Below are 15,721 nucleotides of genomic sequence, written 5' to 3' on the forward strand. Positions count from 1 at the left end.
TTATACCATTTTCATTTGCTGATGAGATGTCGTATATTCTAGCTCTTCTCTCATCGCTAAAAAATCTTTTTCTAATGAAGAAAATAATCGTTTGATCTCAGCGGATACTTCATGGTGGAAAACAATGCTGCTCTTTCCTGTATATGCGGAACGGCTGTCTTCATACCATGTATCCTTTTTCGGCGTGAAAAACTCTTCAATACATTGATGATAAATACGGTGAAGCGTCTGCTGCGCGGCTTGCTGCGGGAATGTCTGTTGCTGGCTGATTTTCCTGCAAATTGCCGCTGCATCCTCGCTGTACACTGCAAGCTTCCGTAATGTATTCAATATGTCACAATAATAGGCTTCCGCTTCAGGGTTTAATCGTTTCATACTTGATAAGGTAGCTTCGTTCAGAAAACCATTCATTTCAGTTGCAACCTTTGATAAAAAGACGCCTGCTTGATCAACTTGAGCCTTTACATTCATATGTGCCATTTGTTTTGTGTTTACCTTCCCCTCATGGCTTTATGACCATTTTATCTGACATCAATAGATGTTAGACCTAAAATCTTTTTTATATTTTATCATACATTTTTCATTCTTTTGAACTATTTTATTTCTTCAAATGTTTGATTGAAGTTTTCAAAAAATAGATCAGCTTCTTCTTGTACACCATCTGCTTCCACATTCTCTGGAAGCGGCGGTAATTCATCCAATGCCTTTAAGCCAAACTGCTCTAAAAAGGTAGGTGTTGTCCCATAAAGAATTGCTCGCCCAGGGCCATCGGCACGTCCAACTTCACAGAGCAGCGCTTTGGCTACTAAACTATGGAGCACCCGCTCTGATTTGACTCCTCTGATTTCTTCTACCTCACTGCGTGTGATCGGCTGTTTATAAGAAACGATTGCGAGTACTTCAAGTGCTGCTTGAGACAAACCTTTGGATGGGGTCTCGACTAATTTTTTCAAATAAATGCTGTATTCCTTTTTCGTCAGCAGCATATAAGAATCTGCATATTCAATGAGCTCAATTCCACGTTCTTGTTTTTGATACTCTTCCTTTACGGCAGACATCATGTCGAGTAACGCTGCCTCTTCTACTTCAAGAACAGACATGAGCTGTTTTTTTGTTAAGCCTTCGTCACCTGCTGCATAAAGCAGCGCTTCTATGATGGCTTTCCAATTCACGATATCAAGCGTCATGAATCGTTTCACTCCCTATTATATAAATGTCTTCAAAGTTTCCTTCCTGCTCTAACATGATTTGATGACTTTTCATCAATTCAAGAACAGCAAGAAACGTCACGACAAGGTGCTCCTTTTGATCATGTTGAAATAGAGTCATGAAATTGGTCCGCTTTTTCGTTTTTTTTAAATGTTTCATAATCTCATTCATTTTGTCTTCAATCGGGATTTCTTGTCTTGTAATCCTAGATGGTGCTGGTTTCGTTATTTTCTTTCGGTTCAATACCTTTTGGAACGCACCTAACATATCATACACCGTGACATGCAGGTTTGTGTCCTTCGCTTCCGATTCTTTTGCAAATTCGCTTAAATCACTCGGAGGTTTTGTAAAGGCATTTTGCCTTTCTTCCTCGCGTTCCTTTAGTTCTTGTGCTGCATCTTTATACTTTCGGTATTCAATCAGTTTGCCAATCAGCTCTTCTCGAGGGTCCTCTTCCTCTTCAAGCAGGTCTTCATCAAATAGCTCTTCCTCTTGTTTCGGAAGGAGCATTCTGCTTTTAATACTCAGGAGGGTTGCAGCCATCACCAAATATTCACTTGCCACATCAAGTTCAAGCTCCCTCATGGTATGCACATATAATAAATACTGCTCCGTAATTTTAGCAACGGGAATATCATAAATATCAATTTCCAACCGGTTGATTAAATGTAAAAGCAAGTCCAAAGGACCTTCAAACGAATCTATTTTCACCTGATATTCCAGCATTTTTTCTCACCATTTCTACTGTCTTCTAAGTACCGTTTCACCGGCTAACCTTTAGTATAAGACAGGATAAAGCTCTCGTCCAATATAATTTCGACCATGATGTCCTAGGCGAAATAAGAAAAATAGTGGTTTCGCCCATACCACTCAGGGCATTTATACATAGAATACCATTGTAAACAGAACTGATGAAAAAGGAGGCCGTATCATTATGGGAGATGGCTATAACTTTGGCGGAGGTTTCGCGCTTATTGTCGTGCTTTTCATCTTGCTGATCATCGTTGGCGCGGCTTGGGTTTATTAAAGAAACAGAGCGTCCTTTCACGAAGGGCGCTCTTTCTTCTTTTCTTTTCTTTTCAATATGTTAGACTGAGAGTGGAAAAGGAGATGACCACTGTGTATCCTGAAGCGTACGTGGCTTTTTTACATGAATTTCATACGACAAGAGATTATTTTGAGTGTCATGAAATTCTTGAGGAGTATTGGAAGGAAGACCCGCCTGAGCAGCGCAAAGAATATTGGGTTGGCTTCATTCAGCTTGCCGTTGCTTTGTATCATCAAAGACGGGGAAATGGAAAAGGTGCAAAACGGCTCATTTCAAATAGCCTCCACTTGCTGGAAGCAAACCGGCCCGTATTATCGAACCTCGGTCTGGATGATGAGGCGTTTCTCAAACTTCTGAGAACGCTGAAGAAGAAAATGGCTGAAGACATGCCCTACGAAAGTGTGATGCTCCCGATTAAAGATGAAGCGCTCCTGTCTCTATGCCAAGAAACGGCTCAAAAAGAAGGACTGATCTTTGGTCAGGAGAGCAACTTATCCCACACATTTTTGATCGAAAAACATAGACTGCGTGACCGGACAGATGTATTGCTTGAACGAAAAAAGCAAATCGAACGTAAAAAAAGCAGAGGACTGTAGCCTCTGCTTTTACATGTGTGATATTTAGTTTGTTTCGCTGTGACACTTATGAAAGAAGCCTTGCGTTAATTCATTTGGAATGAGTGTTTTGGTTTTGAATACCTCTTCCACGGCTAAAACCATTTCCTTGCCGATTCCTTGATCTCGATGGGATGGATTCACACTAATATGCTCGATTTGTACTTGGTCGTCTGTTTTCAACACACCAATAGCACCTACGATATCCTCGCCATCTTTCCAAAGGAACAGCTGCCGATTTTCATCCATTTCATATGACTTCATCGTCTGCTGAAGCTGTTTGACGTCTTTCTCACCCGGCATGAAGGAGAGTAGCCCCATGGCAATTTTTTCAAAAGACCTCTTATAACGAATTAACATATATACCCCTCAATATTCAAATTATCCTTATGTCCAGCAAATGTCTCACGAATCATTTGCTCATCACACATTATAAACATTTTTATACCGTTTTTAAACTCTTTTTCACTAAATTAACGAAAGGTACGGTTGAGATTCGCCATTTCAATGGCAGCTGCAGCCGATTCGCTGCCTTTATTTCCAGCTTTTGTACCGGCTCTTTCGATAGCTTGTTCAATGGATTCTGTTGTTAGTACACCAAAGATAATCGGTACCCCTGTTGACATGGCACTTTGAGCAATTCCTTTAGCGGCTTCATTACAAACATAATCGTAGTGAGTTGTTGCGCCCCGGATTACAGTTCCAAGTGTAATGACGGCATCGTATTTCTCTGTTTCAGCGAGTTTTTTTGCCATGTACGGAATTTCAAAAGCACCCGGTACCCACACGACATCAATATCGTCACCGTTTGCTCCGTGTCTGAGCAATGTATCTTCTGCTCCATCAAGCAGTTTACTTGTAATAAAGTCATTAAATCTTGCGACGACAATTGCAAATTTTAGTCCTTCTGCTACTACATGCCCTTGTATTGTATTCATATGTTGATCATCCTTTTTTGTGATTTTTATTTTGTTTCGATCGTTGCTGTTTCTTTATTATTTAAATAGGTCTGCAATGCTTCTATTGTCAGCATTTTTAAACCGTGCTGTTTTTGGATCTCTTTTAGTTCTGGAACGCGCGCCATTGAGCCATCTACATTCATAATTTCACATATGACACCCGCTGGCTCTGAACCTGCCAGTTTCGCAAGATCTACTGCCGCCTCCGTATGACCTGGTCTTTCTAGTACACCGCCTTCTTTTGCAATGAGCGGAAATACATGACCTGGGCGGGCAAATTCTTCTGGTGTTGCGTCTTTATTTAACATGGCAAGCATAGTCGTAGAGCGCTCAAAAGCACTAATACCAGTCGTCGTTTTTACATGATCAATGCTCACTGTAAATGCTGTATGGTGAGCATCTGTATTTTCTTCTACCATTGGATGCAGGTTCAGGTGTTTGGCAATCGACGCATGGACCGGTGTACAAATGAGGCCTCTTCCATGTAAAGCCATAAAGTTAATCACTTCAGGCGTGGCATGCTCAGCAAGTGCCACAAAATCTCCTTCGTTTTCTCTGTCTTCATCATCCACAACGATAATGATTTCTCCTTCTTTTAGAGCATTTACTGCTTCTTCTACTGAATGATACATACAATCGCCTCCTAGAATCCGTGCTCTTTTAAAAATGATGGGGTCAATCGGGATGGCTGCTTTTCGCCTTGTTCTTTTGTTAAAAAGCGATAAATATATTTACCGATCATGTCACACTCTATATTCACGATCTCTCCCATAGATTTAGTCGGGAAAATAGTTCCTTCAAGCGTATGGGGAATAATAGAGACTGTGACGTGTGAATCTTGCAAATCGAAAATGGTTAAGCTGACACCATCTATTGCGATCGAACCCTTTTGCGTGAGCATATCTGTGAGGGTCTTTTCCATCTCTAAATCATAGTAAATGGCATTACTTTTCTTTTCTATTCGGGTAATGACTGCTGTCCCGTCAACATGTCCTGAGACAAAATGACCGCCGAATCGTCCATTCGAGGACATGGCCCGCTCTAAATTCACTGGACTGCCTGATGTCAGCTGATCCAGTGATGTCGCTTTGACCGTCTCTGGCATCACATCTGCTGTGAACTGTGCTTTTGTAAAGCTTGTGACTGTAAGACATACACCATTGATCGCAATACTGTCTCCAAGGTGAACATCTTCTAGCACACGGCTGCACTGAATGACAATTTCCATGGCATCTGCTGACTTTTTGCTTAATGACTGAACCGTGCCTACTTCTTCAATTATCCCCGTAAACATGTGATCCTCCCTTTCTTTTCATTTGTATTTCTCACTTTATAAAAAAGCGATGTTAGGGACATGTGATCGATTGAGCACCTTCGTCGCTTTTTATGGTCCATACAAGGTAGATGAGGGATCACCTAATAAACACTGCATGCCGGTCTATTAACTACATGTACATACAGAAAGCCCCGGAATAAATTCCGGGGCTTTGGCTTTTTTGCATCAGAAATAAAACTATGATCAACAAATATTTTTTGTTCATAGCTTTCTTTATCCTTCTCCCATCCAGACTTTCACTGTCGGCTTCAGCTTTTCACTGAATCAACCGTTAATAAATTAACGGGTCACGGGCTGTAAAGCATTTGCTTTATTACCGTCGGTCGGGATTTTCACCCTGCCCCGAAGGATACAATCGATATTTAGCTGTCCTTGGGGCTATTATAGCGATCCTTGTTGTCAAATGCAACAATCAAGATTTCTCACAAAAAAGCCTCCTTATAGGAAAGGAGACTTGTTAATTAACGACTTTTACTACTTTTATAAGACCATCTATTCTCTTTTCATTACTAAAGTAGGCTTTAATACGATCACCTTTCTTCAAGTCGGCCACATCATCTTCGAATTTCTTTCCACTAAAAATGATTTTTGTGCCGTTTTTTGCTTGACCGTAATATTCATCTCCGTCAATTTTCGTAATGGTATATTCATAGATGGTATAATCTTTATCATTATTTGTTAAGCTTTCACCAATGGCTGTTGGCACATCTTCAATTTTCATGCCATTCATGTATAAATAACCTGCACCTAAACAAAGCAGTAAAACAAATAAGATGGCCATTTTCAATTTAATTTTCCCCATATTTAGAACCTCCATCATCTGCACTTCGCCTATTTGTATGTTTTATTCCTTCTTTTGATGAAATAAAACCAAAAAAGCTGATTTCCATTAATGGTTACTTATATAACGATTGAGATGGACCTTTGGTTCCACCTTTTCATCATTACATATGATACGAATATGCGTTCTTTATTAAGGGGGTCTCTTTCCTCTTTATCGGTTAGCAAGGTACACATCATTAATGATCATCTTTTTTCGAGTGCGAATAAATCTTCCTCTAACAATTGCGATCTCTGAACAGCGATGTTCCGGCTGTCACGAACCCCTTGATTATAATAATAGCTTCCAAGGTTTTTTGTGATAAATTCTAGTATATTGATGGCTGCTAATTCACCAATTTCTTCTTCTCGTTCTTCGGCAAAATAACGCTGAATGGCAATCATCATTTGATTTTTTTCTTCTTTTGTTAATGGTTTCAAATTATCTCCTGCTTTCTTTCAGCATGACCCGCTTTTTAGATTTGTACTGACAATGTGGCGACACCCACAAATACGAATGTTTGTTCTCTTATCATATCACAAAATCGAATTTTGTCCATCACTCTTATAGTAGGAGGATGCCATAGCATGTTGTCATTATTTTAATATGGAAAGTATCGTCGCTACAGAATGATCTACAAATGAACGCTCTGGACGAGATTTCATGAGGACGGTCAGTCCAATGAAAGAAACGACCAGTGTTTGTGCTAAAGCTTTAGCATTCAGGCTTCTTTTGAGCTCACCCGAGCGAATACCTTGAACAATTCTTTCTTCGAAAATGACGGAAAGATACATCTGATGCTCTCTTGTAAGAATTTCAAATTTCTCTTCGTGTGGCGCAAGTTCCACTATTGTATTGATGCAAAAACACCCTTTACTCGGACCATCTCTATATTCCTCGTCTATTAAATCTGCAAATAATGCATGAAATGCTTCCTTGACAGAAAGATTGTTTTGAAGTTTTGTTCGAATATGAGCAGCATGCTGCTTTGTATATTTGCGTAATGCGGCCTCAAATAATTCCTCTTTATCTCCAAACGCTGAGTATAAACTTGGCCGCTGTATTCCCATTTTTTCAGTCAAATCACTTAATGTAGTGGCCCTATACCCCTTTTCCCAAAAAAGCACCATTGCCTCATCCAACGCTTTTTCCTTGTCAAATTCCCGTTGTCGAACCATCAGCAATTCCTCATTTCAACATTAAAATTTCTTCACAAAGTCAGACATCTATTTTTTGATATTATTCTCTATTTGATTACCAATCGGTATATTATAATTTTATTTTATCGACGTATGATTGTCAAATTGCCTTCCTCTTTCAAGATGAAAGTATTGACTTTAAAATGTTTTGTTGGTTATCCTTAACCAGAATCATAATATACCGATCAGTATATTATACTTTTTAGTACAAAAGGAGACGACGACATGCATGGTGAAAGAAAAAATCACTTCCATAGAACATCTTGAATTAGAAACGACTCATTTACAAAACAAACCGAAACAAGCGATGACTCGCTATATGGTTCTGCTTTTTGCGTCAGCCTGCGGGATGGCAGTTGCAAACATATACTTTGCACAACCGTTATTAGACTCCCTCGCATCCGAGTTTGGCATCTCCTATTCATCCATTGGCATCGTCATTACGATTACTCAGCTTTGTTATGCACTAGGACTGGTACTGATCGTACCACTTGGTGATCTGTTCAATCAAAGGCGGCTCATCATGGCTCAGATGCTAGTATCCGTGTTATCTCTGATTCTAGTCGGCATCGCCCCTACTGCCACCGTCCTGTTTATAGGGCTGGCTGCCGTCGGCATGCTTGCTGTGGTCACTCAGGTACTCGTAGCGTTCGCAGCGACATGGGCTGCTCCTGAAGAACGAGGCCGTATCGTGGGCTTGGTTCAAAGTGGCATTGTGATTGGTATTCTTCTCGCACGAACGTTTGCTGGTGTACTAACTGATCTCGCCGGCTGGAGGTCAGTCTATCTCGTGTCTGCGGTTATGATGCTCATCATAACCGCTGTGTTATACCGGTATCTCCCGCGCACTGCCAGCAAGAGAGCGTCTATATCCTATATGAAGCTGCTCGCTTCAATGTTTACATTGTTCAGACAAGAACGAATTCTTCGCATCCGAGGCATTCTGGGTTTACTGATCTTTATCGTGTTTGGCACGTTGTGGACTTCGCTCGTGCTGCCTCTCAGCAGCTCGCCATACAATCTTTCACATACGGCGATTGGTGCATTTGGTCTTGCCGGAGTTGCTGGTGCATTAGGCGCGGCTCGGGCTGGAGGCCTTGCTGATCGAGGCTTAGGACAATTAACAACTTGTATAGCCCTTGTCCTATTATTCGTTTCATGGTTTTTTATCTTTTTCACTGAATATTCACTTATTTTATTAATCATCGGTATTATTATTCTTGACCTATCTGTGCAGGCCGTACATGTGACCAACCAAAGTATGATTTTCACAGTGCTGCCTGAGGCGAGAAGCCGGCTCACTGCTGCTTATATGATTTTTTACTCCATCGGCAGTGCGACTGGTTCCATTGCTTCCACTAGCATATACGCAAACAATGGCTGGAGCGGAGTATGTTTATTTGGCGCCTCTGTCAGCGCCATTGCCCTTTTATATTGGTTCATCACCTACCGCCTCACGGAACAAATAACCGTAAAATCAGATTGATAATAAAAAAACACCGCGTTTAAGCGGTGTTTTGGATTAAGCATCGAAAACTTCGACTTTTTCCATTCCTTGGCCTTGTTCCATATCTAGAACAGCCTCGATACCAGATGTTACTTTGCCAAAAACAGTGTGAACACCGTTTAAGTGCGGCTGCGGGTCATGGACGATAAAGAATTGGCTACCGCCCGTGTCTTTACCAGCATGCGCCATTGATAATGAACCTCTTTCGTGTTGATGTGGATTCCCTTCTGTTTCACATTTAATTGTGTAACCAGGACCACCAGTTCCATTACCGTTTGGATCGCCGCCTTGGCTTACGAAGCCTGGGATAACGCGGTGGAATTTCAATCCATCGTAGAAGCCTTCATTCGCTAATTTTTCAAAGTTTGCTACTGTACCTGGAGCAGCCTCTGGGTATAGTTCAAACTCAAGTTTCTTACCATTCGTTAGTTGTATGTATCCTTTTTTCGCCATTTTTCACATTCTCCTTTCAGGTTAAACAACGCTCATTATAGCACATTTTCGGTCATGTTAAACATCCCCTGCTCTTGATTGTGATTTACCTCTTTTCTTAGGATTGATACAATAGAAGAGCTTGATCCTTTTTTCCTATTAAATTGGTGACAGAATGAGCAACATGTCTTTATTTTTTGGAAAAGGAAAACATCTTAAAAAGAAAATTGAAACGTCGAATCGATTTGTTACGTCTATATGATGGAGTACATTTCTTTACGTGTACTCAAAAGATGAGTTTCTCTTGAAAGAGGAACCCTTTCGACTTGAAGGAGGTCAACATGTTTAAAAAATCAATGCTTAGTATGATGGCAGCGCTCCTTTTCCTCATTGGTGCGCCAAAAGTCAGCTTAGCGGATGCAGCTGTCGGCGATGTCATCGTCACACTTGGGCAAGACTTAACTCCGGCTGATCGCCAAAAGGTGCTTGACGAGTTGAATCCACCTGAAAATGCGACAAAAATTGAAGTAACCAATAAAGAAGAGCATGAATATTTAGGAAAGTATATCCCCCGTTCTTCTATCGGGACGAGAGCATTATCATCTTCATCTATCACCATTGAAAAATCAGGTACTGGTCTGACTGTGGATACACATAACATCAAGACCATTACAGATGAGATGTATTTAAATGCTTTAATGACAGCCGGTGTCAAGGATGCTAAGGTTGTTGTGACTGCACCGTTTGAAGTTTCTGGTACAGCCGCACTGACAGGTTTATTAAAAGCCTATGAAGTGTCTAGCGACAAAGCCATTCCAGAAGATGTGAAGCAGGTAGCAAACGAAGAGCTTGTGACAACGTCTAAATTGGGTGACTCTATCGGGAAAGACAATGCTTCTGCCCTTATCGCAAAAATCAAGGATGACATTGCGAAAAATGGTGTCCCTAAAACAAAAAAAGAAGTAGAAGAAAAAGTGGATCAGGCTGCTTCTGATTTAAACTTAAATCTAACGCAAGATCAAAAGGATCAGCTTATTTCTCTATTCGATAAAATGAAGAACATCAATATCGATTGGAACCAGGTAGGATCTCAAATCGATAAAGCAAAAGACAAGATTACGAAATTCATAGAATCAGATGAGGGGAAAAACCTACTTCAAAAGATTTGGGATTTCTTTGTCTCTATTTGGAACGCGATCGTCTCTGTATTTACTGGAGGAAAATAAGTCATTAAAAAAAGCCGCCTGATGTACAGGCAGCTTTTTTTACGTAGATGATTTCACTTTTGATTGATACGGTAAATCAAGTTTGACAATATCCGCATATGTTTCACGTTCAACCACAAGCTGCGCTTCCCCGTCTTCTACAAATACAACAGCCGGGCGCGGGATGCGGTTATAGTTATTTGACATACTGTAGCCGTAAGCTCCGGTACAAAAAACAGCTAATAAATCTCCTTGTGATAACTCTGGCAGATCGATATCCCAAATAAGCATATCTCCGCTTTCACAGCATTTCCCTGCAATAGAAACTGTTTGATTGTGCGATTGGCTCATTTTGTTGGCACTTGCCGCTTCATATTTCGCTTGATATAAAGCTGGACGAATGTTGTCACTCATTCCCCCATCTACCGCAACATAATCGCGAATGCCAGGTACGTGTTTTGATGAACCGATCGTATAAAGCGTTGTCCCTGCGTCACCAACAAGAGAGCGGCCTGGCTCAATCCAAATCTCCGGCATATCAAACGCATAGCGTGTCACGTTCTCTTTTACAGCTTGGATAATTTTCTCGACGTATTCTATCGCAGGAAGTGGTTCATCTTCTTCTGTATAACGGATGCCAAAGCCGCCGCCTAAGTTTAACACGGTCGAAATAAAACCAAATGATTCTCTCCATTCATCCAGCTTCAAAAAGATCTTGTCTGCTGCAAGGACAAAACCAGCTGTATCAAATATTTGTGAACCAATATGGCAATGAACGCCTAACAGCTCGATCACTTCTGATCCAAGTACTTGTTTCACCGCTTCATCTGCTTGTCCATTGTGAAGGTCAAAGCCAAATTTGGAATCCTCTTGGCCTGTTGTAATGTAATCATGCGTATGCGCTTCGACACCTGGTGTGATACGCAGCAGCACTTTCACCTGTTTTGACAGCTCTTGACCAAGCTCTTCAATGAGCTTCATTTCGTAAAAATTATCTACAACGATACAGCCGATCTCGTGCTCTAACGCCATTTTTAATTCATCTCTACTTTTATTGTTGCCATGGAAATGAATTTTTTCTACCGGAAACCCAGCGCAAATGGCTGTGTGAAGCTCCCCGCCTGATACGACATCAAGAGATAATCCTTCTTCCTTGGCAAGCTGAAACATCGCGATGGAGGAAAATGCTTTACTCGCATATGCTACCTGCGCTTTTACCTCTTCTTCTATAAATGCTTTTTGAAAGCTTTTTGCACGCTCCCGTATTAAAGCCACATCATATACATAAAGTGGTGTCCCATACGTTTCAGCTAAAGAAACGGCATCAACACCACCAATTTCTAAATGACCGAGTTCATTTTGTCTGCAAGTGCCGTGTAAATACAATGTCATTCCCTCTTTCTCCGCCTCGGCTGAAAAAAGACAGCTGCGTGAGCTGCCTTTTTGCCGTTTCTCAAAGTTAAAAATACAATATCACAATCTTCAGCCACTTTCAATGAGCGTTAAGAATTTGGCGGAATTTTTGATCTGTTTTGAGGGTGAACAATGCTTGGCCTTACTTTTGAGCCAGGAACAGACGTCCGAATCAGCACTTGCCACAAAGCCTTCCCATTAAAAGGAATAAATGGCCACATATAAGGCGTCTGTAATGAACGAATGGATGTTAAGTAGATGAGTAACAACGTAAAACCAATGATGAGTCCATTCAGCTTAAAGATCGCCACGAGCGCTAATATGATGAGTCGTACAATCTTATTGGCGACACTCAGCTCATAGCTTGGGGTTGTAAATGTACCAATTGCCGCTAGTGAGACGTATAAAATAACCTCTGGTGTAAATAAACCGACATCAATGGCAATTTGCCCAATTAAAACAGCCGCAATCAGCCCCATGGCGGTCGACAATGCGGTTGGCGTATGAATTGCAGCCATCCTTAAAAATTCCACCCCAAAATCAGCTAGAAATACTTGTAAAATCACTGGAATATGGGACGGTTTGTTAAAGCCAATATAGCTTAAATGATCTGGCAGAAGACTTGGTTCAAGGATAAACAGAAACCAAATTGGTAAAAGAAACGTTGAACATAAAATGCCTAAAAAGCGTACCCATCTTAGGAACGTACCAACTGCGGGTGCTTGGCGGTATTCTTCTGCATGTTGAACGTGGTGAAAAATGGTGGTTGGCGTAATGATGACACTAGGAGATGTATCCGTAATGATGATGACATGCCCTTCTAGTATATGGTTAGCGGCGACATCTGGACGCTCAGTGTAACGTACAAGGGGAAAGGGATTGTATCCTTGTTTAATAATGAATTCTTCAATTGTTTTATCAGACATCGTCAGCCCGTCGACTTTGATTCCTGACACTTCTTTCTCTATGATATCGACAAGATCTGGGTCCGCAATATCTTCAATGTAGCAAACACATACATCCGCTTTCGAACGTTCGCCTACTTTGAGCATTTTGTATCTCAGTTTTTCATCTCGCACCCGTCTTCGTATGAGTGCTGTATTGACAATAATGTTTTCAACAAAACCGTCTCTTGCGCCCCGGACAACCTTTTCTGTATCCGGCTCCTCTGGCATTCTGCCAGGATAGCTTCTGACATCAATGATAAATGCGTAGTTTTCACCTTCAACTACAACTGCCACAAGGCCCGACAGCACTTGGTCTACCGCTTCATCAAGTGTTTCAACCTTTGAGACTTGCTGATTGACAAGACGGTTCTCAATCACACGAGCCATGTCATCTGATTCAGGTTCGTTGTCATTGATTTCAACTAGCTCTTTTAATAAGTAGATGACATACTGTGTGTCACACAGTCCATTTACATAGTAAAGTTGGATTTCCTGATCGTGTATATAAATTTTCCGCACGCCAAGGTCAAAGCTGAGACCCATTCCGACATTTTCTTTAAAGTAATCTTCATTTTTCTTCGGATCTCGGTACACGTTTACCTTGTCTTTCTTCATGGAAACCACTCCTTTCTAAAATTAATTCAACTGCTTTCATTGTGATCGGAGACCCTTTGCTCAGATCATCTTTCCGTCCCATTTTGCCAATATCTCCAATTCCAACAACAAACGGAAGATCGAGCGAATCAAGACAATACACGGTATCTCCACTCATTTTATGAGGCTCCATCTCAGGAAGACCATGCTTGTCGACACCGTATTCTGTCAGTTCACCCTCCCGGTCAATGGAAACATGAACCTTTGTCCATTCAGCTTGATGTGTTTTGGATGCAACGGCGATCGCCCCAATGACTTCAATTTCAGGATGACGCGCCACATGCTTCATCGCTATCTCCCCTGTTCCTTCACCTGTCAGACCAGAATCATCAAACATGACAAACACTGGATCATTCGGCGTTTTTAAAATCATCTGCACAAGTTCAGGTCCTGTTCGTTTGCTTGGATTTCCTTTTGAGCTGGAAATACATCGCCCACCGACATTTTTAGCAGCAAGCTCAATGGTTTTGGCAGCATATATATCTCCGTCTGTCACTAAAATGACTTTCCGTCTTTGCCCCATATTAGGTTATCCTTTCGGTTTAAAGATAAGAGCGATAATAAATGAGAATAAAATCGCAGCTGAAATTCCAGCAGAAGTTAATTCAAAAATACCGATCCCGATTCCGATGAACCCGTGTACATCTGCCTGATGCATCGCCCCATGAAGCAAGCTATGACCAAAGCTGACGATTGGTACGGTTGCGCCCGCACCTGCAAATTCAATAAATTTATCATAAATACCGAATCCGTCTAAGATGGTACCCGCCACAACAAAGGTGGTCATGACATGTGCAGGCGTAAGTTTGAGTACGTCTAGTAAAAGCTGGCCAATGACGCAAATAAGTCCGCCTGCAACAAAAGCGATAAGATAATCCATTAGCTCTCTCCTCCTGCACGCTCAAATACGACACCGTGCGCAATGGTTGGAATGGTCTCTTTTTGCTGGACCATCATTGGACTTAGAAGCGCTCCGGTTGCCACAACGAGTACTCTTTGCAGATTTCCTGCTTTCATTTCTTGAAAAATGTGACTAAATGTCACAACAGCTGAACAAGCACAGCCGCTCCCACCAGCGAATACATTTTGATCGGGTGTATAGATGATTAAACCGCAATCATCATGCTTCCTCCCAAGCTGAATGCCTTCTTCCTTCAGAAGATCCTTTAAAATTGGTGAACCAATACCAGATAAATCCCCTGTTAAAATCAGATCGTAATCGTCCACCGTTCTTCCGAGGTCTTCTAAATGCTGCTTGATGGTATCTGCCGCTGCCGGCGCCATGGCCGATCCCATGTCAAATGGATCTGTAATTCCAAGATCCATCACCCTGCCTACTGTAGCGCTTGTAATTTGAATTGGAGAGGGCTCTTGGCTAATAATAACGGCCCCGCTCCCAGTGACGGTACTTGTGGCTGTATCTGGTTTTTGTCCCCCGTATTCTGTTGGATTACGAAATTGGCGTTCTGCCGTTGCATTATGACTACTTGTCGCTGCAATGGCTCTATTGGCAAAACCGCCATCAATGAGTGCTGACGCAATGGCGACCGATTCCATTGAGGTTGAGCATGCCCCAAACAAGCAAAGAAACGGGATTTTCAGTTCTCTTGCCACATAGTTTGCTGTGACGTTTTGATTAAGTAAATCTCCTGCCAGCAATAGATCAATATCGCTTTTTTGCAAATTTCCTTTTGATAAAGCACTGGATATCGCATCTTCCATAAGTTTTCTTTCAGCCATTTCCCAGTTCTTTTGATCACAATGGATTTCGTCATACGTTTTATCAATTAAATGACCAATCGGTCCTTCTTTTTCTTTCGGCCCTGCAGCTGTTCCCTCTGCATTGACGTAAAGCTTGTGCTCAAAAACCCAAGATTGTTTACCTGTTAGTTTCACGTTTCATTCCTCCTACGAAAACATCTTTTCCAAGACGTATCGAATGATCCCTACGACATATGCCGAAACGACACCAAATACAATGACGTTCCCAGCAAGCTTAAACATATTGGTGGCAACCCCTAAAACAAGCCCTTCACTTCTATGCTCAAGGGCAGCACTTGTCATACTGTTTGCAAATCCTGTCACCGGAACAGCCGATCCCGCTCCGGCAAACTGGCCGATTCTATCATAAATACCGATACCAGTTAATATAGAAGAAATTAAAATGAGGGTCGCCACTGTTGGGTTCCCTGCTGTTTTTTCATTAAAATCAAAAAAGTGAATATAGAAATTTTGCAGCCCCTCGCCTATGGCACAGATCAATCCACCAACAAGAAAAGCCTTGATGCAGTTGAGGACATAAGGAGGTTTGGGCTGATACGTTTTCACCTTAGATGGATAGTTCTCTTTTAAACTCGACACGGTTGTTCCCTCCAAAT

General features: G+C 41.5%; 20 protein-coding genes, 1 pseudogene and 1 riboswitch. Of the genes and pseudogenes, 4 read left to right on the forward strand and 17 right to left on the reverse strand.

Going from position 1 to position 15,721, the window contains the following annotated elements; genetic code table 11:
• From MKY83_RS10965 to MKY83_RS10975, 3 genes are all read right to left on the reverse strand, one after another.
• Entirely contained in the window at window positions 1-480 is a 480-nt protein-coding gene (locus MKY83_RS10965) for a YpuI family protein (protein WP_065098324.1), read from the reverse strand.
• Window positions 481-593: 113 nt separating this feature from the next.
• Window positions 594-1,187, reverse strand: coding sequence for an SMC-Scp complex subunit ScpB (gene scpB / locus MKY83_RS10970; RefSeq protein ID WP_034661126.1), 594 nt, complete (start codon window positions 1,185-1,187; stop codon window positions 594-596).
• The gene (locus MKY83_RS10975; protein ID WP_106067109.1) at window positions 1,177-1,935 is read right to left on the reverse strand and encodes a segregation/condensation protein A; all 759 of its coding nucleotides are present in this window, start codon (window positions 1,933-1,935) and stop codon (window positions 1,177-1,179) included. Before MKY83_RS10975 ends, scpB begins: the two co-directional genes overlap by 11 nt.
• A gap of 208 nt (window positions 1,936-2,143) precedes the next feature.
• Between MKY83_RS10975 and MKY83_RS10980 the strand changes: the two genes are divergently transcribed.
• Together MKY83_RS10980 and MKY83_RS10985 are read left to right on the forward strand one after the other, a co-directional pair.
• The gene (locus tag MKY83_RS10980; protein WP_012010430.1) at window positions 2,144-2,236 is read left to right on the forward strand and encodes a YjcZ family sporulation protein; all 93 of its coding nucleotides are present in this window, start codon (window positions 2,144-2,146) and stop codon (window positions 2,234-2,236) included.
• A gap of 92 nt (window positions 2,237-2,328) precedes the next feature.
• Window positions 2,329-2,853 carry a DUF309 domain-containing protein gene (locus tag MKY83_RS10985; RefSeq protein ID WP_044141077.1) on the forward strand — a complete coding sequence of 175 codons (525 nt, stop codon included), beginning with the start codon at window positions 2,329-2,331 and terminating at the stop codon, window positions 2,851-2,853.
• A gap of 24 nt (window positions 2,854-2,877) precedes the next feature.
• Here MKY83_RS10985 and MKY83_RS10990 read toward each other — a convergent pair whose 3' ends face one another.
• The 7 genes and pseudogenes from MKY83_RS10990 to MKY83_RS11020 all read right to left on the reverse strand — a co-directional run bounded on the left by MKY83_RS10990 (window position 2,878) and on the right by MKY83_RS11020 (window position 7,164).
• Window positions 2,878-3,231 carry a GNAT family N-acetyltransferase gene (locus MKY83_RS10990; RefSeq protein WP_003215830.1) on the reverse strand — a complete coding sequence of 118 codons (354 nt, stop codon included), beginning with the start codon at window positions 3,229-3,231 and terminating at the stop codon, window positions 2,878-2,880.
• A gap of 113 nt (window positions 3,232-3,344) precedes the next feature.
• A complete protein-coding gene (ribE, locus tag MKY83_RS10995) occupies window positions 3,345-3,809 on the reverse strand; it encodes a 6,7-dimethyl-8-ribityllumazine synthase (protein ID WP_012010433.1) in 465 nt (154 codons plus the stop codon).
• 74 nt (window positions 3,810-3,883) lie between these two features.
• A pseudogene (gene ribB, locus MKY83_RS11000) lies at window positions 3,884-4,462 on the reverse strand (3,4-dihydroxy-2-butanone-4-phosphate synthase); the annotation flags it as partial.
• Between the two features lie 11 nt (window positions 4,463-4,473).
• Window positions 4,474-5,124 carry a riboflavin synthase gene (gene ribE, locus MKY83_RS11005; RefSeq protein WP_065098326.1) on the reverse strand — a complete coding sequence of 217 codons (651 nt, stop codon included), beginning with the start codon at window positions 5,122-5,124 and terminating at the stop codon, window positions 4,474-4,476.
• 254 nt (window positions 5,125-5,378) lie between these two features.
• Window positions 5,379-5,520, reverse strand: a riboswitch (FMN riboswitch).
• Between the two features lie 103 nt (window positions 5,521-5,623).
• Entirely contained in the window at window positions 5,624-5,968 is a 345-nt protein-coding gene (locus MKY83_RS11010) for a hypothetical protein (protein ID WP_003215701.1), read from the reverse strand.
• 224 nt (window positions 5,969-6,192) lie between these two features.
• Window positions 6,193-6,426, reverse strand: a complete 234-nt coding sequence (locus tag MKY83_RS11015) for a DUF2164 domain-containing protein (protein WP_003215556.1) — start codon at window positions 6,424-6,426, stop codon at window positions 6,193-6,195.
• 156 nt (window positions 6,427-6,582) lie between these two features.
• Window positions 6,583-7,164 (reverse strand): TetR/AcrR family transcriptional regulator, encoded by a 582-nt coding sequence (locus tag MKY83_RS11020; RefSeq protein WP_065098328.1) that lies wholly within the window; start codon window positions 7,162-7,164, stop codon window positions 6,583-6,585.
• A gap of 250 nt (window positions 7,165-7,414) precedes the next feature.
• Between MKY83_RS11020 and MKY83_RS11025 the strand changes: the two genes are divergently transcribed.
• A complete protein-coding gene (locus tag MKY83_RS11025; RefSeq protein WP_065098329.1) occupies window positions 7,415-8,671 on the forward strand; it encodes an MFS transporter in 1,257 nt (418 codons plus the stop codon).
• A 36-nt stretch (window positions 8,672-8,707) separates the two neighbouring features.
• Here MKY83_RS11025 and MKY83_RS11030 read toward each other — a convergent pair whose 3' ends face one another.
• Window positions 8,708-9,145, reverse strand: a complete 438-nt coding sequence (locus MKY83_RS11030) for a peptidylprolyl isomerase (protein WP_003215505.1) — start codon at window positions 9,143-9,145, stop codon at window positions 8,708-8,710.
• 320 nt (window positions 9,146-9,465) lie between these two features.
• On the opposite strand from MKY83_RS11030, the gene MKY83_RS11035 reads away from it, so the two are divergent.
• Entirely contained in the window at window positions 9,466-10,350 is an 885-nt protein-coding gene (locus MKY83_RS11035) for a DUF1002 domain-containing protein (protein WP_342487363.1), read from the forward strand.
• A 39-nt stretch (window positions 10,351-10,389) separates the two neighbouring features.
• On the opposite strand, the gene lysA is transcribed toward MKY83_RS11035, so the two are convergent.
• From lysA to spoVAC, 6 genes are all read right to left on the reverse strand, one after another.
• Window positions 10,390-11,715: a diaminopimelate decarboxylase gene (gene lysA / locus MKY83_RS11040; RefSeq protein WP_342488675.1), complete on the reverse strand. Its 1,326-nt coding sequence runs from the start codon at window positions 11,713-11,715 to the stop codon at window positions 10,390-10,392.
• A gap of 116 nt (window positions 11,716-11,831) precedes the next feature.
• Window positions 11,832-13,313 carry a spore germination protein gene (locus tag MKY83_RS11045; protein ID WP_106067110.1) on the reverse strand — a complete coding sequence of 494 codons (1,482 nt, stop codon included), beginning with the start codon at window positions 13,311-13,313 and terminating at the stop codon, window positions 11,832-11,834.
• Window positions 13,258-13,866, reverse strand: coding sequence for a stage V sporulation protein AE (locus MKY83_RS11050; RefSeq protein WP_003216039.1), 609 nt, complete (start codon window positions 13,864-13,866; stop codon window positions 13,258-13,260). The genes MKY83_RS11045 and MKY83_RS11050 overlap by 56 nt, the downstream gene beginning before the upstream one ends.
• 6 nt (window positions 13,867-13,872) lie before the next feature.
• A complete protein-coding gene (gene spoVAE, locus MKY83_RS11055; protein ID WP_007501045.1) occupies window positions 13,873-14,223 on the reverse strand; it encodes a stage V sporulation protein AE in 351 nt (116 codons plus the stop codon).
• The gene (spoVAD, locus tag MKY83_RS11060; RefSeq protein WP_106067111.1) at window positions 14,223-15,239 is read right to left on the reverse strand and encodes a stage V sporulation protein AD; all 1,017 of its coding nucleotides are present in this window, start codon (window positions 15,237-15,239) and stop codon (window positions 14,223-14,225) included. The genes spoVAE and spoVAD overlap by 1 nt, the downstream gene beginning before the upstream one ends.
• A 12-nt stretch (window positions 15,240-15,251) precedes the next feature.
• Window positions 15,252-15,704, reverse strand: a complete 453-nt coding sequence (gene spoVAC / locus MKY83_RS11065) for a stage V sporulation protein AC (protein ID WP_065098331.1) — start codon at window positions 15,702-15,704, stop codon at window positions 15,252-15,254.
• Window positions 15,705-15,721: the final 17 nt, after the last annotated feature.

The sequence above is a fragment of the Bacillus sp. FSL M8-0266 genome (assembly GCF_038613425.1).
In the GTDB taxonomy this organism is placed as follows: Bacteria; Bacillota; Bacilli; order Bacillales; family Bacillaceae; genus Bacillus; species Bacillus pumilus.

Bases quoted from the DNA above. Each gene is read 5' to 3' on its own strand.
- MKY83_RS10965 (WP_065098324.1), bottom strand. From the start codon at position 480: ATGGCACATATGAATGTAAAGGCTCAAGTTGATCAAGCAGGCGTCTTT.
- scpB (WP_034661126.1), bottom strand. From the start codon at position 1,187: ATGACGCTTGATATCGTGAATTGGAAAGCCATCATAGAAGCGCTGCTT.
- MKY83_RS10975 (WP_106067109.1), bottom strand. From the start codon at position 1,935: ATGCTGGAATATCAGGTGAAAATAGATTCGTTTGAAGGTCCTTTGGAC.
- MKY83_RS10980 (WP_012010430.1), top strand. From the start codon at position 2,144: ATGGGAGATGGCTATAACTTTGGCGGAGGTTTCGCGCTTATTGTCGTG.
- MKY83_RS10990 (WP_003215830.1), bottom strand. From the start codon at position 3,231: ATGTTAATTCGTTATAAGAGGTCTTTTGAAAAAATTGCCATGGGGCTA.
- ribE (WP_012010433.1), bottom strand. From the start codon at position 3,809: ATGAATACAATACAAGGGCATGTAGTAGCAGAAGGACTAAAATTTGCA.
- ribE (WP_065098326.1), bottom strand. From the start codon at position 5,124: ATGTTTACGGGGATAATTGAAGAAGTAGGCACGGTTCAGTCATTAAGC.
- MKY83_RS11010 (WP_003215701.1), bottom strand. From the start codon at position 5,968: ATGGGGAAAATTAAATTGAAAATGGCCATCTTATTTGTTTTACTGCTT.
- MKY83_RS11020 (WP_065098328.1), bottom strand. From the start codon at position 7,164: ATGGTTCGACAACGGGAATTTGACAAGGAAAAAGCGTTGGATGAGGCA.
- MKY83_RS11025 (WP_065098329.1), top strand. From the start codon at position 7,415: ATGGTGAAAGAAAAAATCACTTCCATAGAACATCTTGAATTAGAAACG.
- MKY83_RS11030 (WP_003215505.1), bottom strand. From the start codon at position 9,145: ATGGCGAAAAAAGGATACATACAACTAACGAATGGTAAGAAACTTGAG.
- MKY83_RS11035 (WP_342487363.1), top strand. From the start codon at position 9,466: ATGTTTAAAAAATCAATGCTTAGTATGATGGCAGCGCTCCTTTTCCTC.
- MKY83_RS11050 (WP_003216039.1), bottom strand. From the start codon at position 13,866: ATGGGGCAAAGACGGAAAGTCATTTTAGTGACAGACGGAGATATATAT.
- spoVAE (WP_007501045.1), bottom strand. From the start codon at position 14,223: ATGGATTATCTTATCGCTTTTGTTGCAGGCGGACTTATTTGCGTCATT.